The organism is Pontibacter toksunensis, from assembly GCF_042686245.1.
In the GTDB taxonomy this organism is placed as follows: Bacteria; Bacteroidota; Bacteroidia; order Cytophagales; family Hymenobacteraceae; genus Pontibacter; species Pontibacter toksunensis.
The window spans coordinates 1-19409 of record NZ_JBHUOX010000045.1 but is presented as its reverse complement, the minus strand read 5'-3'; the positions used below and the strand labels follow the sequence as shown (position 1 = coordinate 19409).

13 protein-coding genes and 1 pseudogene are annotated in these 19409 nt (G+C 50.3%); 10 read left to right on the top strand and 4 right to left on the bottom strand.

Going from position 1 to position 19409, the window contains the following annotated elements:
- From ACFS7Z_RS26130 to ACFS7Z_RS26095, 8 genes and pseudogenes are all read left to right on the top strand, one after another.
- A pseudogene (locus tag ACFS7Z_RS26130) lies at positions 1 to 197 on the top strand (hypothetical protein); the annotation flags it as partial.
- Positions 198 to 436: 239 nt separating this feature from the next.
- Positions 437 to 3550, top strand: coding sequence for a SusC/RagA family TonB-linked outer membrane protein (locus ACFS7Z_RS26125; protein ID WP_377492023.1), 3114 nt, complete (start codon positions 437 to 439; stop codon positions 3548 to 3550).
- A 10-nt stretch (positions 3551 to 3560) separates the two neighbouring features.
- Positions 3561 to 5414: a RagB/SusD family nutrient uptake outer membrane protein gene (locus tag ACFS7Z_RS26120; protein ID WP_377492019.1), complete on the top strand. Its 1854-nt coding sequence runs from the start codon at positions 3561 to 3563 to the stop codon at positions 5412 to 5414.
- 9 nt (positions 5415 to 5423) lie between these two features.
- The gene (locus tag ACFS7Z_RS26115; protein WP_377492016.1) at positions 5424 to 6098 is read left to right on the top strand and encodes a DUF3823 domain-containing protein; all 675 of its coding nucleotides are present in this window, start codon (positions 5424 to 5426) and stop codon (positions 6096 to 6098) included.
- A gap of 201 nt (positions 6099 to 6299) precedes the next feature.
- Positions 6300 to 8171 (top strand): glycoside hydrolase family 2 protein, encoded by a 1872-nt coding sequence (locus ACFS7Z_RS26110; RefSeq protein ID WP_377492013.1) that lies wholly within the window; start codon positions 6300 to 6302, stop codon positions 8169 to 8171.
- A 108-nt stretch (positions 8172 to 8279) separates the two neighbouring features.
- Positions 8280 to 9386 carry a glycoside hydrolase family 43 protein gene (locus ACFS7Z_RS26105; RefSeq protein WP_377492010.1) on the top strand — a complete coding sequence of 369 codons (1107 nt, stop codon included), beginning with the start codon at positions 8280 to 8282 and terminating at the stop codon, positions 9384 to 9386.
- A gap of 90 nt (positions 9387 to 9476) precedes the next feature.
- On the top strand, positions 9477 to 11081 hold the full coding sequence (locus ACFS7Z_RS26100; protein WP_377492007.1) for a family 43 glycosylhydrolase: 1605 nt from the start codon (positions 9477 to 9479) through the stop codon (positions 11079 to 11081).
- A 264-nt stretch (positions 11082 to 11345) separates the two neighbouring features.
- Entirely contained in the window at positions 11346 to 12524 is a 1179-nt protein-coding gene (locus ACFS7Z_RS26095) for an aldose epimerase family protein (RefSeq protein WP_377492025.1), read from the top strand.
- A gap of 47 nt (positions 12525 to 12571) precedes the next feature.
- Here the strand turns inward: ACFS7Z_RS26095 and ACFS7Z_RS26090 are convergent, their stop codons facing one another.
- The 3 genes from ACFS7Z_RS26090 to ispF form a co-directional block, all read right to left on the bottom strand.
- Positions 12572 to 13942: a LutB/LldF family L-lactate oxidation iron-sulfur protein gene (locus ACFS7Z_RS26090; protein WP_377492004.1), complete on the bottom strand. Its 1371-nt coding sequence runs from the start codon at positions 13940 to 13942 to the stop codon at positions 12572 to 12574.
- Positions 13943 to 14095: 153 nt separating this feature from the next.
- Entirely contained in the window at positions 14096 to 15745 is a 1650-nt protein-coding gene (locus ACFS7Z_RS26085; RefSeq protein ID WP_377492001.1) for a M28 family peptidase, read from the bottom strand.
- A 161-nt stretch (positions 15746 to 15906) separates the two neighbouring features.
- Entirely contained in the window at positions 15907 to 16392 is a 486-nt protein-coding gene (ispF, locus tag ACFS7Z_RS26080; protein WP_377491998.1) for a 2-C-methyl-D-erythritol 2,4-cyclodiphosphate synthase, read from the bottom strand.
- 376 nt (positions 16393 to 16768) lie between these two features.
- On the opposite strand from ispF, the gene ACFS7Z_RS26075 reads away from it, so the two are divergent.
- Positions 16769 to 17245 carry a DUF2243 domain-containing protein gene (locus ACFS7Z_RS26075; protein ID WP_377491995.1) on the top strand — a complete coding sequence of 159 codons (477 nt, stop codon included), beginning with the start codon at positions 16769 to 16771 and terminating at the stop codon, positions 17243 to 17245.
- A gap of 7 nt (positions 17246 to 17252) precedes the next feature.
- The gene (locus ACFS7Z_RS26070; protein ID WP_377491992.1) at positions 17253 to 18074 is read left to right on the top strand and encodes a cytochrome c oxidase assembly protein; all 822 of its coding nucleotides are present in this window, start codon (positions 17253 to 17255) and stop codon (positions 18072 to 18074) included.
- Between the two features lie 78 nt (positions 18075 to 18152).
- On the opposite strand, the gene ACFS7Z_RS26065 is transcribed toward ACFS7Z_RS26070, so the two are convergent.
- A complete protein-coding gene (locus ACFS7Z_RS26065; protein ID WP_377491989.1) occupies positions 18153 to 19256 on the bottom strand; it encodes an alkene reductase in 1104 nt (367 codons plus the stop codon).
- Between the last annotated feature and the right edge of the window lie 153 nt (positions 19257 to 19409).

Here is a 19409-nt window from a genome sequence, read left to right as displayed (position 1 = left end):
ACCCGCACCTGGTGCACGAGTTCGTGAGCGCCTTGGTGGAGGGAAGGGAGCCGTACCCGAACGCGCGGCAGTCGGCCAACATCACCTGCGTGGGCATCCTGGCGCACGAGTCGGCCATGCAGGGCGGCAAAATCATGCAAATGCCAGGGTTCACTCTTTCAGCAAAAGAAGCCGAGGCTGATCTGGTTGTTGATTAAGCAAAGTAAATCATCAAAATCAGGCTTAATAAACCATCAGCAAAGGTACAGGCAGATAACCTGCCTCAACATTATTGTATTTAACAATTTAACATGACCATATGAAAAGAGTTACTACACGTTTTTTGGGAAGGTACAGCCTGGCTCTTGCAGCCTGCTGTGTGTCTCTCCCAGGAGTAGCACACAGTTACTCCAGTGCAAGTAGGGTTGAATCTGGCTATGAGCTGGAAAAAAGCTCCTTGGCAAAATTCTTAGAGGAAGCCCTGGCGAGTTCAGGGCATTCGCTGTCTGCAGGAGCTCCGGCATCTACCTGGCAGGAAGTGGCTGTAACAGGTAAAGTTACAGATGAAAATGGTGCGGCCTTACCCGGTGTTACAGTGCTATTAAAAGGAACCAACAAAGCGGCTCCTACAGACGCAAGTGGCACCTATACTATTACTGTTCCTGATGGCAATGGTACACTGATCTTCTCCTACATAGGCTTCGAGTCACAGGAGGTGCCTATTAATGGCAGATCGACAATAAACGTGACGATGGCAACCGATGCAAAGGCCCTGGAAGAAGTAGTAGTAGTAGGGTACGGCACGCAGTCCAGAGGTACAGTAACTGGTGCGGTATCCCAGATCGAGGCGCAGGACATTGCCAGAACAACAGCTACAACTGCAACAGGAGCACTAGTGGGTAAGATACAGGGTATCACGGCACGCCAGGCAGACGCAAGGCCGGGAGCGGGTACCAATATCCAGGTGCGGAATATGGGCAATCCTCTGTATGTAATAGATGGGGTAACCTCTGATGCAGGACAATTTAACAACTTGGATGTAAATGATATTGAAAGTGTTTCAGTATTGAAGGATGCTTCTGCCGCTATCTATGGTTTGCGAGCAGCTAACGGTGTTATACTGGTAACCACTAAAAAAGGAAGAGCGGGTCAAAAGCCGCGAATCAGTGTCAATACTTACTATGGCTTACAGGATTTTACGCGTTATCCAAGACCAGCCAATGCCTATCAGCATCAGCGTGGTCTCGTAGAAAACGCGCAGAACCTTGGCCGTCCGGCACCCATCACACCGGAAGAATTAGAGAAGTGGAGAGTAGGCACTGAAAAAGGGTACATCAGCACAGACTATTACAGCATGGTAATGGACGAGGTGGCACCACAATATTATGTGAATGCAAGTGCTTCGGGTGGTACAGAAAACACTAATTACCATTTCTCTGTCAGCCACATCAACCAGGATGCCCTGATAAAGGATTATAACTTTAACAGAACGAACTTTCAGGCTAACATAGAAACGAGCCTTACGAAGGGACTACGGGTGGGTACGCAGATCTACGGTAGGGTAGAGGATCGCTACCAGATAGGAGTACCGGGACTGGATGATTACTTCAACCCGTTCCTGAGTATATTTACCATGTGGCCAACTGAAAGACCTTATGCCAATGATAACCCTAATTACATCAATCAGACGCATAACGTAAACGTGAATCCTGCTACCTATGACAAGGACGTTACAGGGTATATAGAGGAGACCTGGCGTGCCGCAAAGGGTAACTTTTATGCCCAGTATGATTTTGATTTTGGTCTGAGTGCCAAAGCAACCTATTCTTATAACTTCACAAACCTTGATTTCAACGGGTTTGAGTATACGTACAATGCCTATAATTACAACGAGACTACCGACACTTACGAAATGGCAGGCGGTAACCAAAACCCCTGGAGAGAGCGTCGTAAGCAAAACCTTGTGGATAAGTTTGCACAGTTCCAGTTGAACTATAACAAACAGTTCGGAAACCATGGCGTGTCGGCTGTTGCAGCCTATGAGCGGCAGGACAATGATAGCCATTTTATGGTAGTGCATACGGTGCCACCAAACAACTATGTTCCTATCATGTACTTCGCTGACCAGGACTTGCTTATTGATCGAATAGGCCAATCTGCCAGGGTAGGTTATATAGGCCGTGTTAATTACAACTACAAAGAAAAATACCTGCTGGAGCTGCTGGGCCGTTATGATGGTTCCTTCCTTTTTGCTCCCGGTAAGCGTTTCGGATTGTTCCCGGGTGTTTCTGTAGGTTATAGAATTACGGAAGAAGATTTTATGAAAGGTAAAGTCGGCTTCCTGAATGACTTAAAGCTCAGAGCATCGTGGGGTAGAACTGGTAGTGACATCATATTTGGCAATACATATGTGGTAGATCCCTTTGCATATCTAGGGGGGTACACCTTTAACGTTGGCAGTGCTGTGTTCGACGATAGTTATTATTCTGGCGTTGAACCTCGTGATATACCTGTCACCAACTTAACCTGGATCACAAATACCACCCGCAACGTTGGTATTGACTTCACTATCTTTAATCACCTGCGTGGTCAGTTCGATGTGTTTGAGCGGAAGCGTGAAGGTTTGCCAGAAGGTAGATACGATGTGCTGTTACCAAGTGAGGTAGGATACGATTTGCCGGATGAAAACCTTCTTGTTGAAGCAAACCGTGGTTTTGAAGGTGCTTTGAATTATACAGGCACTGCAGGCGAAATAAGCTACTCTGTGGGTGTGAACGGTACTTTTGCCAGACGCTATGATATTGCACAGCAGTACAAACCACGTTTTGGTAACTCATGGGATGAGTATCGCAACTCCTGGATGGATCGTTGGGGAAGCGTGAACTGGGGATACCAGGTAGTTGGCCGATTCCAGTCTCAGGAAGAAATAGATAACCACCCGGTAATTATTGATGGACAAGGTAACAGGAACCTGCTTCCAGGAGACTTTATCTATAAAGATGTAAATGGTGATAACATCATCAACGGCCTGGATGAAAGGCCAATTGGATACGAGCAGGGTGCGAACCCATATGTAAGCTTTGGTATTAACACCGGCGTGCAGTACAAAGGAATAAGCCTGATGATGGACTTTGCGGGTGCTACCATGCAATCTTTCCGACGTAACTGGGAGTTAATGTATCCTTACCAGAACGATGGAACTTCACCTGACTTTATGTTAGAAGACCGCTGGCACCGAGAGGACCCATACAACAGCGACAGCCCTTGGGTGCCCGGAACGTATCCTGCCATCAGAAGAGAAAGAGCTGGACACAACTACCGTCACAGTGATTTCTGGGTGACCAATGTGCGGTACATCCGATTAAGAAACCTGGAGCTGTCCTATAGCATTCCGGAAAGCATCACCAGCAGAGTAGGTTTATCAGCGCTGAGAGTGTATGCCAACGGTACAAACCTCTTCTCTATCGACAATACAAAAGAGTTTGGTATCGATCCGGAAATCTCTTCTGGTAATGGTTTACAGTACCCGCAGCAAAGGATTTATACCCTTGGTCTTAACGTAAGTTTTTAACTGAAAAAAAATGAAAAGTATATATAAATTTCTAATTCTTGGGGCGGTCCTGATGCCTTTTACGGCCTGTGACGACGATGAATTCTTAGAGAAGGAATCACCTACCGTAATCAAGGAAGAGCAGGTCTGGAACGACCCGAAAATGATAACCGGCATGCTGGCTAATTTTTACGATCGGTTACCAACCTACAGCTCAACCGCCACTAACTGGCAGGCCTTTGCCATGTACGACGAAGCGATGTGGTCTGGCAACACAGAGGGACCAAACAACATCCCAACCTACAGCCCCTTCACCTGGACGTTGTGGAACTATGATTTGATCCGGGACATTAACCTGGCGCTGGAGAACATAGACGAATATTCAGCTACACTCCCGGATGCCCAGAAAGCGCAGTTTAAGGCAGAGCTAAGGTTCTTAAGGGCTTTTGTCTATTTTGAGCATGTTAAGAGAATGGGCGGAGTGCCTATTGTAACCCAACAGCTCATTTATGACTTTGGCGGCGATCCTTCTTACCTGCAGTTCCCGCGGAACAAGGAGCACGAAGTGTATGATTTTATAGCCAGCGAGCTGGACGCCATCAAAGATGACTTGGGTAACGAAGGCAGCATCAGGAGGGCGAATAAGTATACGGCACTTGCCCTAAAGAGCCGGGCCATGCTGTATGCTGGTTCTATAGCGAAATATAATAACCTGGGTGGTGCACCTGTAGCTGCCACTCCTGGAGGAGAAGCCGGTATCCCTGCTTCCATGGCAGACGAATATTATACTAAATCGCTCGAAGCGTCCAGGGAAATCATTAACAGTGGCGTGTACAGTCTTTATGAAGGAAACTCCAATGATCTTGGGGAGAACTTTTTTGAGGCAATCACCAAGAAGCAGGCAAATCCCGAGGTTATCTGGGCGCAGGACTTCTCCACTGCAAGTGATAAGCGTATCTGGTTTACGTATGATAACATTGCCCGGGGTGTTCGTGAGGATAACTTATCCTCATCGAACATAACACCTGTCCTGAACCTGGTAGAGGATTTTGAATACCTGGATGGAACACCAGGTGAGCTAAAAACCAGGACAGCCGACGGCAGCGACTACATCTATTATGAAGAGCTGGATGATATATTCGAAAACAAGGATGCTCGTCTCTATGGTACGGTAATTTATCCGGGTGCCTCTTTTAAAGGCCAGGAAGTAGAAATACAGGCTGGTGTTAAAGTTTGGACTGGGTCCGGCTATGAAACTGTAGAAGGTAACCAACTGGGTTCTACCTATACTGATGGCGGAACGCTTGTCGGTAGCTCAGGGCCACATCGCTCTATCACGGAAGTGTCTAATTCCGGCTTCTACCTGAGAAAGTATGTCGATCCTACACCAATGTCCAGTACCAGGGGTGTCCGCAGCGAGTTGTGGTGGATAAGGTACCGGTATGCTGAAATACTCCTGAACGCAGCTGAAGCAGCTCTTGAGCTCGGCCTAATGGAGGAAGCAGTTGGTTATGTGAACACAGTAAGGGAAAGAGCTGGATTTGGAGAGAACAGCTTGTCCGAATTAACTGTGGATCGGCTTCGGAATGAACGCCGTGTAGAACTGGCCTTTGAAGATCACAGAATATGGGACGTAAAGCGCTGGAGAATAGCGCATGAGATCTGGAACGGAAGTCCGAGTAACCCGGATGCAGTGTTATATGCCTTGTATCCTTATCGCGTAGTTCGCCCAGGTCATCCTACACACAATACATATGTGTTTGAGAAACTGGTGGCGCCAAGGTTCGGGGCTCCTCGTAATTTCCAGGTTCCGGCTTACTATGGTGCTATACCGCAGGATGTATTGAATAATAACCCAAAAATTGTTAGAAATCCATTCCATTAATTTAAGGATATGAAATTTAGACTGATAACATTTGTTATGGCCATGGTTGTAGTGCTCTCGGGGTGCGAATACGATAACCATGAGCCGCCAAAAACGATGCTGACTGGTAAGGTAGTTTACCAGGACGAGGCTATAGGGGTCAGATCCGGAGGCGTGCAGCTGGAGTTATGGCAACCAGGTTACCCGGTTCTGCAAAAGATACCTGTTTATGTCGATCAGGAGGGGACATTTTCAGCCATGGTATTTGATGGTAACTACAAGCTAACCCGTTTAAGAGGTAACGGGCCCTGGGTAGATAACACAGATACCATTGATGTGCAGGTAAAAGGCAACACGATAATAGAAGTTCCTGTACAGCCTTTTTACTTAATCGAGAATGCCGACTTCCAGAAGAGTGGCAATGCCGTTACAACAACTCTGAATGTGGAGAGATTGGTGCCTGATGCTAAAATTGAGCGTGTAACGTACTACCTTGCTCCCACTACTATTGTGGATGCTAACAACTTTGCTGCCGTAACAGACATTTGGTGGCCGAGTGAGGAGGCAATAGCTGCTCCTATGAGCCTGAGCCTGGAGGTGCCGCCTCACTTAGCTAACAAAGGGTATGTTTTTGCCAGAGTTGGCGTGAAAATAGCGGGCGTGGCAGAAATGATTTATTCACCGGTTGAAAAGGTAGAGCTCTGATAGGTTTGCCTTTTAAATAGCAGAAAAAAAGTTAGTTCAGGTAAGTTAACTCCCACTAGGGAAGCTTACCTGAACTAACTTTTTATACTGTCTCCACATGAACCTTTGGCCGGACAGGTTGCTTTTATTCAAAGTAATCAGGTAACTTAAGAAATCACTATACTGGCTCTGTTTGTCATGTACCATCAGAATAAGCAAAAGATGAAAAAGACATACTTACTTCTCGTGTTCACCTTGCTTGTGCAGGTGGGCGTCTTACAGGCTCAAAACGCCGATTGGAAAATCGTAGAGGGTAAAATCACTTCGCCCTGGGCAGAACAGGTAAACCCTTCTAAGCCACTGCCGGAGTACCCGCGCCCGCAGATGGTACGCGAGAACTGGCAAAACCTGAATGGGCTCTGGGACTTTGCTATTGTGCCGAAAGCGCAGCAAAATAAAACACCCACTGCCTATCAGGGTAAAATACTGGTGCCCTTTGCTATTGAGTCTGCACTGTCTGGTGTAGGCAGGACCGTAGGCAAGGACAGTGTGCTGTGGTACAAAAAGAGTATTAACATACCTTCTAAACTGCGCAGGCAGAACGTGCTCCTGCACTTTGGTGCCGTAGACTGGCAAGCGGATGTGTATGTAAACGGACGTAAAGCTGGTACTCATCAGGGCGGGTATGATCCTTTCTCTTTTGATATTACGCCATACCTGAAAAACGGCAGCCAGCAGGATATTGCCATCAGCGTGTGGGATCCCAGCGATGACGGGCCGCAGCCACGGGGCAAGCAGGTGAAGAAGCCGGAATCTATCTGGTATACCCCTGTAACCGGTATCTGGCAAACAGTGTGGCTGGAGTCGGTGCCTAAAACCTACATCGCCTCTACCAGGCAAACTCCGGACATCGACAAAGGAACAGTAACAGTGGCGGCTGATGTGCAGCAACTGCAGGCCAATGACAAACTCAGAATAACTGCCTGGGATGGCAAGAAGAAAATAGCAGAGCAGGAGGTAAGCGCAAGCGCGCCGGCTGTGCTGCAGGTAAACAACCCAAAGCTGTGGTCTCCGAAGAACCCATTCCTGTATGATCTGCGGGTGGCTGTGGTGCGGAACGGGAAAGTGCTGGATGAGGTGAAGAGCTACTTTGCCCTGCGCAAAATAAGCATGGAACCGGACGTGAACGGTGTGCAGCGCATGCTGCTCAATAACGAGTTTGTTTTCCAGTACGGCCCGCTGGACCAGGGCTGGTGGCCGGATGGCCTGTACACAGCACCTACTGAAGAGGCCCTTGTCTTTGACATCGATAAAACAAAGGAGATGGGCTTTAATATGATACGGAAGCACGTAAAAGTGGAGCCTGCACGCTGGTACTACCACACCGACAAAACAGGTATGCTGGTGTGGCAGGATATGCCGAGCGGCGATATGGGCAACAATATGGGCAACAGGTGGGAGCAACGTCCGGGCGTAACAGGACGCGGTACCGAGAAAGAACGGACGCCGGAATCAGAGAAGATATTCCGCACTGAGTGGGCCGAGATAATGGACGATCTGCACAACTTCCCCAGCATCGTGGTGTGGGTGCCTTTCAACGAGGCCTGGGGGCAGTTTAAAACAGAAGAAATTACAAACTGGACGATGGAGCGCGATCCCTCAAGGCTGGTAAACAGTGCCAGCGGAGGAAACTTCCACCCGGTAGGCCAGATCATCGACCTCCACAACTATCCGGACCCGGTGATGCCGCGCCCTGATCTGTTTGGGGAGAAGCAGGTGATTGTGCTGGGTGAGTTCGGAGGATTGGGCTTGCCGGTAGAAGGACACACATGGCAGCAGAAAGACAACTGGGGCTACCAGAGCTTTAAAAATGCCGATGAGCTGTTTGAGCGGTACAAAGGCTTTACAGAAAGACTGGAGGACCTGATCCAGCTAGGGCTTTCGGCAGCAGTATATACCCAGACAACGGATGTGGAAATAGAAACGAATGGCCTGATGACCTATGACCGGAAAGTGATTAAAGTGCCGGCAGAAAAGCTAAAACAGGTACATTCTAAGTTGTATGATCCATCTCTGGTTAAGATGAAGCAATAGGCTAAAGGAGGTGTGGTGAGTTATAGCTTGTTAAATGGTTTTACCTACAGTTTATCCTTTGCTGCTTGCTAGATTGCAGTAAAGGATAAACTGTATCAACGCTACTGAATGGATACTGCTGATTACAGAAATATAAAGAGAATAAAGGCGCTGTTGGGGCTGCTGCTTTACCCGCTCTTTATGCTCGGCTGCACCACTGCTGTGGCGCCCACAGTAGAGCAGGAGAGCCGCCTGCCGGAAGAAGAGGAATACTTCACTAACCCCATTGCCGATGGCGCCGATCCGTGGGTATTCAAAAAAGGTGATACTTACTATTTTTGCAGCTCTGGCAATGGTGGGATTCAAGTTTCAAAATCAGAAAAGCTGACAGCGCCTGGTGAGAAGGTAGTTGTATGGAAGACTCCAGACACAGGCTGGAACAAGAGCAATGTATGGGCACCGGAGCTGCATCGCTTCAATGGCAAGTGGTACATCTACTATGCGGCGGCAAAAAAGCCGGGAGGCCCTTTCCTTTATCAGCGCTCCGGCGTGCTGGAGTCGGAGGGAGATGACCCCTTCGGGCCTTACACAGACAAGGGCATGCTCTACACCGGCGACAGCATCGAATATACTTCTTCCGCACCTAAATGGGCCATTGACCTGACGCCGCTGCAACTCAACGGGCAGTTGTATGCCATCTGGTCCGGCTGGGAAGGTGATGCGGAAACTGACAAAACAAAGCAGCACCTGTACATGGCTAGGATGAGCAATCCCTGGACAATCAGCAGCAACAGGGTCTTGCTTTCGTCTCCCGAGGAGCCTTGGGAGACAGGAGGACCTTTGGATTTGAACGAGGGGCCGCAGGTGCTGAAGCACAAGGAGAAAGTGTTCATTGTCTACTCCACACGGGAGTCTTGGCTGAAGGAGTACCGGTTAGGGCAGCTAACGCTTTCTGATACCCTGGTCAATCCGATGGAGGCTACGTATTGGGTAAAGTCAGGGCCGGTGTTTGAGGGAACAGACGAGGTGCTAGGGGTAGGCCACTGCAGCTTCACCACCTCACCGGACGGGACGGAGCACTGGATTCTGTATCATTCTAAAAAAACTACTACGCCGGGTTGGGACCGGAACATCAGGGCGCAGGAGTTCACCTGGACGGCTGATGGCTTTCCTTTCTTCGGAGTACCTGTACCGGCTGGCGTGCCTATTCCGGTGCCTTCAGGGCAGGATGATTAGATTTGTATTCTATAATTTATACAACGACTCCGCATCTTATCATAATTGTATGAGAAGTGAGGTCATCACGCAAACATCAACTGTGGAAAAATGAAGAAACAAACCCTGCTCTTATACCTGGCTGGCCTGCTGGCCTTTTCCTGTAGTAACACGGCAACAGACCAGCAGAATGCTGCTGTCAGTGAGCCTGTAGCCACCCAAACCATCTCCTATACAAACCCGGTACTGCCGGGCGACTACGCCGACCCTTCTGTGGTGCGGGTGGGGGATGACTACTGGGCGACGGCCACCTCTTCTGAGTGGGCTCCGCTCTACCCTATCCTGCACTCCAAGAACCTGGTGGACTGGGAGACGGTGGGGCACGTTTTTCCCGACAAGTTGCCAGACTGGGCCGAGGCGCATTTCTGGGCCCCCGAGATTGCTCATGAAAATGGCAGGTACTACATATATTACACTGCCAAGAAGAAAGGCGGCAACCTCTGCGTAGGTGTTGCCAGCTCAGCAAGTGCCACGGGCCCCTACGTAGACCACGGGCCGCTGGTGTGCCAGGAAGTAGGCTCCATCGATGGCTTTGAGGTAAGGGACAAAGACGGGGAACTTTACCTTGTCTGGAAGGAAGACGGAAACAGCCAGGGCCTTCCTACGCCCATCTGGGGCCAGCGCATGAACGAAGAGCGCACTGCTCTGTTAGGGGAGAAGTTCGAGATGTTCCGTAACGAGCCCGGCACCTGGGAGGGAGGTTTGGTGGAAGGTCCAGCCATTGTACGCCACGGCGACTACTTCTATACCTTCTACGCCGGCGACAAGTGCTGTGGCCGCGAGTGCACCTACGGAGTGGGCGTGGCACGGGCCAAAAGCATCAGGGGGCCATGGGAGAAGTATGACCAGAACCCGATCATGAAGCAGAATGAGGAGTGGAAGTGCCCCGGCCACGGCACAGTAGTATCTGACCAAAGCGGCCGCGACTACTTCCTCTACCACGCCTACAGCACCGACGGCTTCGTGTATCCGGGCCGTCAGGGCCTGCTGGATGAAATAAAGTGGGGCGAGGACGGTTGGCCATACTTCGAGAATAGCTCGCCAGCCATCACGGGGCAGGCACCAGCCCCTGAGGCAGCTACGGCCACAGCCTCGAAAGACTTGGACATCAGTGAGGAGTTCAATGCCAATAATCTCTCCGATACCTGGCAGTGGCCGGTAGAGCAAAAGCCTGCTTTTGCCTTCAACGAAGGACTGCTGGTGCTGAACGCCTCTCCTGAGAAAATAGGAACGGTGCTTGGAAAACGTACTGTAGACGCTGACTATACAGCAACGGCAGCCCTGAAGAAAAGCAGCCTACAGGGAAGTACCATGGCAGGTCTCTCAGCCATTGGCGACAACGACAATGCAGTAGGCATCGGGGTGAGCAACGGGGAAATTGTGCTCTGGTCAATGAAGGGTGGCAAGATGGAGACTATCGCCAAAACTGCCGCACCGAAAGAGGAGATGCTGCAACTACAGCTCAAAACCAATAAGGGTGACCAGATGCAGTTTGCCTGGAGTGCAGACGGCACCACCTGGAACACCCTGAATGAGGACAAGGCTGTGGACGCATCCTACCTGCCGCCGTGGGACAGGGGCGTACGTGTGGGGCTGACGGCGAAAGGACCGGCAAATGCTACGGCTGCCTTCGATTGGTTCCGCGTGGACAATTAAGCGACAAGTTTATACCTGATAATCACTTAACTCATGTTGCGTTATACTGTATGAGTTTAATTGCTGATATAGTTAGCCCACTCCCAGCCCCTCAAAGGAGGGGGATCACTGCAAATTAAATTATTTGCCTACTTGGTTGAGTTAGAAGTGGGTAATAACTTCGTACAGTAGGATGATTGAACTGAGTTGATAAAATAAATAGAACCATATTTCATAATTATAAATAATCAAATGAACACAAGAGGATTAAGCAAAAAGCTATTAATGTTAATTTTGGCGGGAACCCTCGGTGGTGCTGGGCTGAGCAGTTGCTCAAGCGAACAGTCAGCAGAGGAGAACACAGAAACAACGGCCGCAACAGAACAACAGCAAAGCATGGACATTAAACAAGAAGCCTTCGGCAAGACAGCGGAGGGGCAGGAAGCTTCTCTCTACACCCTCACCAACGCCAACGGCATGCAGGTGCAAATTTCCGACTACGGGGCCACCATCACCTCGGTGCTCGTGCCCGACAGGGAAGGGGAGATGGGCGACGTGGTGCTGGGCTTTGACAGCTTGGCAGGCTACTTCAGCCCTGAGTACACCAAGAGCGGGCCCTACTTCGGCGCCATCGTGGGCCGCTACGGCAACAGGATTGCAAAAGGCCGCTTCACCCTTAATGGGGAGGAGTACAAACTGGCCACCAACAATGGTGAGAACCACCTGCACGGGGGCAATAAGGGCTTTGACAAGGTGATGTGGCAGGCAGAACCGGTGCCAGGGGAGAACGCCCTGCGCCTGACTTATGTGAGTCCGGATGGGGAGGAAGGCTACCCTGGCACGCTCACCAGCACCGTGACCTACACCCTTACAGACGACAATGAGATAAAGATTGACTATGAGGCCACCACGGACAAGGCTACGCCGGTGAACCTGACCAACCACAGCTACTTCAACCTGGCGGCCGGAGAGGCTGAGGACGCGCTGGGGCATGTGGTGACTTTGAACGCAGACAGGTACACAGTAGTAGATGAGTCGCTGATTCCAACAGGCGAGTTGCGCAAGGTGGAGGGTACGGTAATGGACTTCCGGGAGCCGCAGACCATCGGTGCACGCGTGAACCAGGTGGAGGGCGGCGGCTACGACCACAACTACGTGCTCAGCGACAAGGACGGAGAGATGAAGAAAGCGGCCACAGTGTATGAGCCGACCAGCGGCAGGGTGATGGAGGTATTCACCACCGAGCCAGGGATACAATTCTACTCGGGCAACTTCCTCGACGGCACCATCACCGGCAGCGGCAACAAGGTTTACAAGAAGCACTACGGCTTTGCGCTGGAGACGCAGCACTTCCCTGACTCGCCGAACCAGACCTCCTTCCCCTCCACTACACTAGAGCCGGGGCAGAAGTATGAGTCCAGCACCGTCTATAAATTCTCTACAAGAGAAGAAAATCAACAGTAGAACGGTAAAAACAGAAAAGGCCTGCTACACAGCAGGCCTTTTCTGTTTTATCTTCTCTCCTTCCAGAGCTGGTTAAACGATTTGGCTGGCACCTGCAGTGGCTCACGGCGTTTGCTCCAGGTATCTTTCAGCACTTGTCTCAGCACGAAGTTCTTCGCAAATGCGGGAGCCATATTCAGTAGCGTGCGGCTTTTCATCGCCTTCAGCCAGAACTTGATGGCTGTTTTTTCCCCGCTTTCGGCCAATCCCTGGTCCACACTCTGCTTGCGGTTGAGCAGCAGCAAGTTATGGATATTGATTTTAACGGGGCATACAGAGGTGCAGGCACCGCAAAGAGAGCTGGCGAAACTCAGGTGCTTATTCTCGGCCATTCCGTTGTAATGCGGCGTGATAACAGAACCAATCGGGCCGCTGTAGGTGCTCTCGTAGGTATGGCCCCCGATGTTTTTGTAAACCGGGCACACATTGAGGCAGGCCCCGCAGCGGATGCAGTTCAGCGCCTCACGTTTTTCCGGCAGCGCCAGCAGGTCTGTGCGGCCATTATCCAATAGGATCACATACATTTCCTCCGGTCCATCTTTTTCCTTTGGCTGGCGCGGACCTGTCATGATGGTGTTGTAGACAGTCACATCCTGGCCGGTTCCGCTGGTACTTAGTAGCGGCCAGAAGAGGTCCAGGTCCATGATAGACGGTATCATCTTCTCGATACCCACTATGGCAATGTGGGTTTTCGGAAAAGTGGTGGAGAGGCGCGCATTGCCTTCGTTCTCTGTTACAGCTACGCCACCTACGTCTGCTATCAGATAATTTCCTCCTGTGATGCCTACCTCGGCAGCAGTGTACTTCTCGCGCATCAGCTTACGGGCAACGCCTACCAGCTCTTCGGCATTATCGGTGGGCGCGATGCCCAGCTTACGCACAAACAGCTCCGAAATGTCCTTCTTCGACATATGCATGGCCGGTGTCACGATGTGGTAAGGCCGCTGCTCCGCCAGCTGCACAATATACTCTCCCAGGTCCGTCTCCACAGTTTCAATGCCGTTCTTCTCCAGGTATTCGTTCAGATGAATCTCCTCCGTCGTCATCGATTTGGACTTTACGACAGAGCGGGCGCGTTTGCGCTTCATAATTTCGCCTATCTCCTTCAGTGCCTCTTTGGCGTCGCGGGCCCAGATTACTTTGCCGCCCCGCGCCGTAAAGTTAGACTCAAACTCCATCAGGTACTTATCCAGATTATTGATGGTATTCGTTTTTATATAGGAGCCCCGCTCGCGGGCCAGTTCATGATCGGAGTATTGGGTAAGGCCACGCTGCACAGCAGTATTATACTTGCCGATGTTAAACTTGATGGTTGCGCGGTGGCTTTGGTCAAATGCTTTTGTCTCCGCGTCCAGCAGAAACTGTTTCAGTTTACTCATAATTGTTCTCCCCTACGTTCTTCCCTTGTATGTAGCTGCTCCTTAGGCAGTCATAAAAAGAAAAACACTCCATAAAGTTAGGGTGTTTTTCTGAAAGCTACTAAAGCTGTGAATATTTATACTGTTAACGGCTGTTCTGGCCGTTCTAGTGTGCTATTTCTTGTTGCTGTCTACCACAATGCGGTTTTCGCGGTTTGCCAGCTCCCAGGTTACGTGGAATGCCAGCCTTGCTACTTTCTCGACACTTTCAAAGATGATTTTGTCTACCTCGTCTGAGGGCTGGTGGTAATCATCGTGCACACCGTTGAAGTAGAATACAATCGGAATACCGTGCTTGGCGAAATTGTAGTGGTCGGAGCGGTAGTAGAAGCGGTTCGGGTCATTCTCATCGTTGTAAGTATAATCGAGCTTCAGGTTCACGTACTTCTGGTTCATCGCCTCGTTTATCTGGTGCAGTTCCGACGAAAGTTTGTCTGCCCCGATAGAGTAGATGTAGTTGCTGTCGTTGGTCTTCTCATGCTCCTTGTCCATGCGGCCGATCATGTCGATGTTTACGTTGGCTACCGTGTTCTCCAGCGGGAAGATGGGGTTCTCTGAGTAATATTCAGAGCCAAGCAGTCCTTTCTCCTCGGCTGTTACCGTCATAAACAGGATGCTGCGACGTGGGCCGTAACCATCTTTCTTCGCCTGTGCAAATGCCTCTGCCATCTCTATAACAGCCACAGTACCGGAACCATCATCGTTGGCGCCGTTATAAATCTGGTCGCCCTGGCGGGTAGTGTCTACGCCTACATGGTCATAGTGTGCTGTCACTACTATCACTTCATCTTTCTTGTCAGAACCCTCTACAAAACCGAGCACGTTTTCGGTTGGTAGTGGAGAAGCATCGCGGGCCGCTTTGATTTTGATGTCTTTAACGGCGGTTAACGCGGCCGTTACCGGCTTGCCTTCCTTTGTAACCTGGTTGCCGTAGTCCAGAAGCTTATCGGTGGTAACGCCGAAGAGTGCTGCACCTGCAATCGGGGAAATAAAGACAGTGGCTGCTGTTTCCTGGTTACCGTTGCTTTTCAAACCGAGGGACGGGCGGCTGGCGTATGCTTTGTAGCGCTGCGTCAGGCTGTTGAACTCAGCTTCGTTAGTACCCGTTACTATCAGCACCGCCTTGGCACCATGCTTTGTAGCGGCATTTCGTTTGGTGCGGTAGTCGTTGCCCCAGTCAGAGGCTTTGTCGGTGCCGCTGATAAGAAAGTTGCCGTTGCTGCCTTTCGGCTCGCCTGCCAATACGGCCACTACTTTGCCTCTTACATCTTTGTTCGCATAGTCAGAGTAGTTTGCGGCATCAATACCGTAACCGGCAAAGACCACATCTACTGCCTGCTCTGTCTGGAATGGCGAGTTGCCCAGCACAAAGAAGTCCTGCATCATCAGGTACTTTTCTTGGCCTACTGTCATATAGCCATCTCCCCACTGGCTTTTTTCCAGGTCAAAGGTCTGGTAATAAGGGTTGCTGCCGCCTTGTACCGGACCGGTCAGGCCATCCTCACGAAACTCGCGGGAAATGTATTCAGCGGCCATTTTCTGGCCTTTTTCACCTGTATTACGGCCTTCATATTCATCTGATGCCAGAATAGTCAGGTGCTTTAACAGGTCAGCGGCGGTAACGGTGCTGGCATACTTCGGTGCAACTTCAGTCAGCTGAACCACATCTGTAACGGGGCCTTGCGGAGTGGAAGTAGTAGGCGTCTTCGCGCAGCCAAACCCAAGGGCGGCCAACAGCAAATACGCAAAGGCATTGTGTCTCATATGTTAGTTTTGTTAGTGGTGTTTGATGAGGTGTGGTTATATGGATAGGTGATATTCTGATAATGGCTAAAAAGCTAAATGAGCAGCCGTTTTGATTTCAAAAATAGAGTAGCTTTTTGCTTCTACGGCACATCAGGTGCTTTTAGCTGATATCCGTGCTTTTACTGCTTCACAATCAGTACGGTTGCATAGGCGGCTACACCTTCTTTTTTTCCTACGAAGCCCAGGTTCTCCGTTGTAGTGGCTTTGATCGATATATCCGCTTCAGGTATACCCATTACTTCCGCTAAGCAGGTTTTCATGGCCGGAATGTGCGGGTTCACCTTTGGCTCCTGCAGGCATACCGTAGAGTCGATGTTGCCTATCTCATAGCCTTCCATCGCCAGCAGGTACACCACCTCTTTCAGCAGAATTTTGCTGTCGATGCCTTTGTACTTAGGGTCTTTGTCGGAAAAGTGAAAGCCGATGTCGCGCATATTGGCTGCACCCAGTAGGGCATCGCAGATAACGTGAATCAGCACATCAGCGTCAGAGTGGCCCAACGCACCGTGTGTATGCGGTAATTTGATGCCGCCGAGCCAGAAATCCAGCCCTTCCTGCAACTGGTGCACATCGTAGCCAAAGCCGGTTCTTATTTTCAGTTTCATGTAAAGTATACGTGTATTTAAGCCAGCAATGCTGCTCTTTAGCAGCAGGTCTAAAAGGTAAAAGTAGCTTAAATTGTGCTTAATAGGGCAAAGAGCATTCCTGTTTTTGATGTTTACCCTTTGTGAGGGCCATGCAACCACGCCTCTATGCGAGGGAGATGCTTTTACACCACTACCACACTACTGTACCGTGAACCTGAGGAAGCATCTCTGTGCAGACCGCAGGATTCTCCTTTCAGGATACAAGCGCCTGCTCTTTCTGAAGTCCCCCGGAAAAACATCTCTTTGATAAATTCAGCGTAAGCAAATCAGTTGACAGGGCGAAGATTTATACTGCTCAGGTAAACTCCTTTGTCCTGCAGAGAGCAATTCTTTTATGAACCTAAACAAGCAGCAGCATCAGGATATTTCCCGCTCGAGATGGACGGGCGTGTTGATTGGTATTGGGGTGATGGCGGCAGTAGACGAAATTATTTTTCATCAGCTGCTGGCGTGGCATCATTTCTACGACCAGTCTACCCTGGAAATAGGTTTGCTAACAGACGGGCTGCTCCATTCATTCGAACTGATCGCTATAGTAGCCGGGTTTTTCCTGTTCTCCGACCTGCGCCGCCGCCATTCCCTTGCACCACTGTGGACCTGGGCTGGCTTTTTCCTTGGACTGGGAGGCTTTCAGCTATTTGATGGTATAGTAGATCACAAAGTACTGCGTCTGCACCAGGTCCGTTATGGTGTGCCGCTGCTGCCATACGACCTGGCCTGGAACCTGGCAGGAGTGGTGCTGCTACTGATTGGCATCTGGCTGGTTTTTAAAGCGAGAGCAGCAACAAAGCATACTGTAGCCGAAACGTAAACGGTAGATGATGGCAATGGAAACGACAGGGCATCATGCAGCAGCCGGAGGAAATGCACTGGCTGAAATTATACCTTTCCTGCTCCTGGCAGCGGCGCTGACTATCTATCTGTTTGCTGTAGCACGGCAGCGCCATCACGAGAACCGCTGGAGCAGGTGGCGTACCATCAGTTTCATCGTGGGGCTTAGTTTGCTTGCCGTTGCCATGACACCCTCGCTTATGCAATATGCCCATTACGATTTGAGGGGCCACATGATACAGCACCTGCTGATAGGAATGCTTGCCCCGCTTGGCCTTGTATTAGCCGCGCCGCTTACCTTGCTGCTGCGCACACTGCCTGTTCAGGGTGCACGCACCGTAACTGCTGTGCTGCGGAGCAAACCGTTTCACTGGCTGAGCCATCCAGGTACGGCACTTGTGCTGAACATTGGCGGAATGTACCTGCTTTACCTGACGCCGCTCTACAACCTGACGCTGACTAGTTCTTTTGTGCACTACCTGGTGCACCTTCACTTCCTGCTTGCAGGCTACCTTTTTACATGGTCCATTGTCGGGCCGGATCCGGCACCCCACCGCCCCGGCATGCGCACCCGTTTAGTTGTGCTGTTCATGAGTATAGCGGCGCATGCTTTTCTGAGTAAGTTCATGTACGCCTATAGCTGGCCCCGGCACACACCGCATGATCTGGAACAGATACGGGAGGCGGCACAGCTCATGTACTACGGCGGTGATTTTGCTGAGCTGTTGCTGGTGGTGGTCCTGTTTGCCAACTGGTACCGGACCGGTAATCGGCGCACTTATACCTTGCAGTCACAGGTCCAGCGTTAAAACTGAATGGCAGTAAAAGAAACAGCCAGCTACCTCGCGGCAACTGGCTGTAATCTTAGGTATATATGAAAAAGCGCCTTAGGCCTCTACTTCCGCTAAAGAAGGATAATCAATATAACCTTTGGCACCAGTAGTGTAAAAGGTTTTCTGGTCTGGTTCCTGTAGGTCTGCTTCTTGTGCAAAGCGCTCTGGCAGGTCTGGGTTAGCGATGAACGGCACGCCGAAAGCTACCATGTCTGCATCGCCCTCTTCTATTACTTTATTACCGGTTTCCTGCGTAAAGCCTGCATTAATAATCAAGTTCCCTTTGTAGATAGGGCGGTAGCGCTTCGCCACATTGGGCTCTGCATGCGGCACATCACTTACATCTGTGAACGGCTCTGAGAGGTGCAAGTAAGAAAGCTTATAGTCGTTCAGCTTTTCAATGATGTAATCATAAGTAGGGATAGTATCCTCATTCAGCGTGATGCCAAAAGAGTTGTGCAGGCTTGGGTTCAGGCGTACACCAACTCTTTCCACCGGGACTACTTCCTTGATGGCATCGAGTACCTCGAACAAAATACGGGCACGGTTTTCTTTGGAGCCGCCATACTCGTCTGTTCGGGTGTTGGCGGAAGTCACAAAAAACTGGTGGAACAGGTAGCCGTTCGAAGCATGTACTTCTACTCCATCGAAGCCTGCATTGATGGCATTCTCAGCGGCATTCCTGAAATCCTGCACAATCTGCTTTATCTCTTGCACAGTTAGCTCACGCGGTGTCACAGTGTCTTTGAAGCCTTCCGGCGTGAAAGACTTCGCCTCCGGGTTAATAGGGGAAGGAGCCACTGGCAACTCTCCGTTATGGAAATCCGGGTGCGACATGCGGCCTACGTGCCATAGCTGCAGGAAAATCTTTCCGCCTTCCTCGTGTACAGCATCTGTTATCTTCTTCCAGCCTTCTACCTGCTCTTCAGTATAAATACCGGGCGTGTTAATATAGCCTGCCGCCTGCTTTGATACCTGTGAGCCTTCTGAAATTATCAGGCCTGCTCCGGCACGTTGCGTGTAGTACTCTGCCATCAGGTCGTTTGGTACATTGCCTTCGTTGTCGGCACGGCTGCGTGTCATGGGAGCCATGATAACGCGGTTTTTCAGTTCCAGGTCGTTTAGTTTTATCTGATTTAAAAGTGCTTGCTTTGTCATAGTGTTTTAACAGTTATCATTTAAAATTTGGCTGTGGTCTAGAATGTATGATGTTGGAATAAGTATGGCAGCAAGGGTGTTAGTTGAAAGTTATGTGCGAGATAACTATCCAGGTAAACTGCCCCTACTGCCACAGTATGAAGGTAGTCAAAA

What these genes read in the sequence shown, in the direction of transcription:
- ispF (WP_377491998.1), bottom strand. Translation starts at nt 16,392, where the DNA reads ATGAAACTGAAAATAAGAACCGGCTTTGGCTACGATGTGCACCAGTTG.
- ACFS7Z_RS26085 (WP_377492001.1), bottom strand. Translation starts at nt 15,745, where the DNA reads ATGAGACACAATGCCTTTGCGTATTTGCTGTTGGCCGCCCTTGGGTTT.
- ACFS7Z_RS26115 (WP_377492016.1), top strand. Translation starts at nt 5,424, where the DNA reads ATGAAATTTAGACTGATAACATTTGTTATGGCCATGGTTGTAGTGCTC.
- ACFS7Z_RS26065 (WP_377491989.1), bottom strand. Translation starts at nt 19,256, where the DNA reads ATGACAAAGCAAGCACTTTTAAATCAGATAAAACTAAACGACCTGGAA.
- ACFS7Z_RS26070 (WP_377491992.1), top strand. Translation starts at nt 17,253, where the DNA reads ATGATGGCAATGGAAACGACAGGGCATCATGCAGCAGCCGGAGGAAAT.
- ACFS7Z_RS26120 (WP_377492019.1), top strand. Translation starts at nt 3,561, where the DNA reads ATGAAAAGTATATATAAATTTCTAATTCTTGGGGCGGTCCTGATGCCT.
- ACFS7Z_RS26110 (WP_377492013.1), top strand. Translation starts at nt 6,300, where the DNA reads ATGAAAAAGACATACTTACTTCTCGTGTTCACCTTGCTTGTGCAGGTG.
- ACFS7Z_RS26095 (WP_377492025.1), top strand. Translation starts at nt 11,346, where the DNA reads ATGTTAATTTTGGCGGGAACCCTCGGTGGTGCTGGGCTGAGCAGTTGC.
- ACFS7Z_RS26090 (WP_377492004.1), bottom strand. Translation starts at nt 13,942, where the DNA reads ATGAGTAAACTGAAACAGTTTCTGCTGGACGCGGAGACAAAAGCATTT.
- ACFS7Z_RS26105 (WP_377492010.1), top strand. Translation starts at nt 8,280, where the DNA reads ATGGATACTGCTGATTACAGAAATATAAAGAGAATAAAGGCGCTGTTG.
- ACFS7Z_RS26075 (WP_377491995.1), top strand. Translation starts at nt 16,769, where the DNA reads ATGAACCTAAACAAGCAGCAGCATCAGGATATTTCCCGCTCGAGATGG.
- ACFS7Z_RS26100 (WP_377492007.1), top strand. Translation starts at nt 9,477, where the DNA reads ATGAAGAAACAAACCCTGCTCTTATACCTGGCTGGCCTGCTGGCCTTT.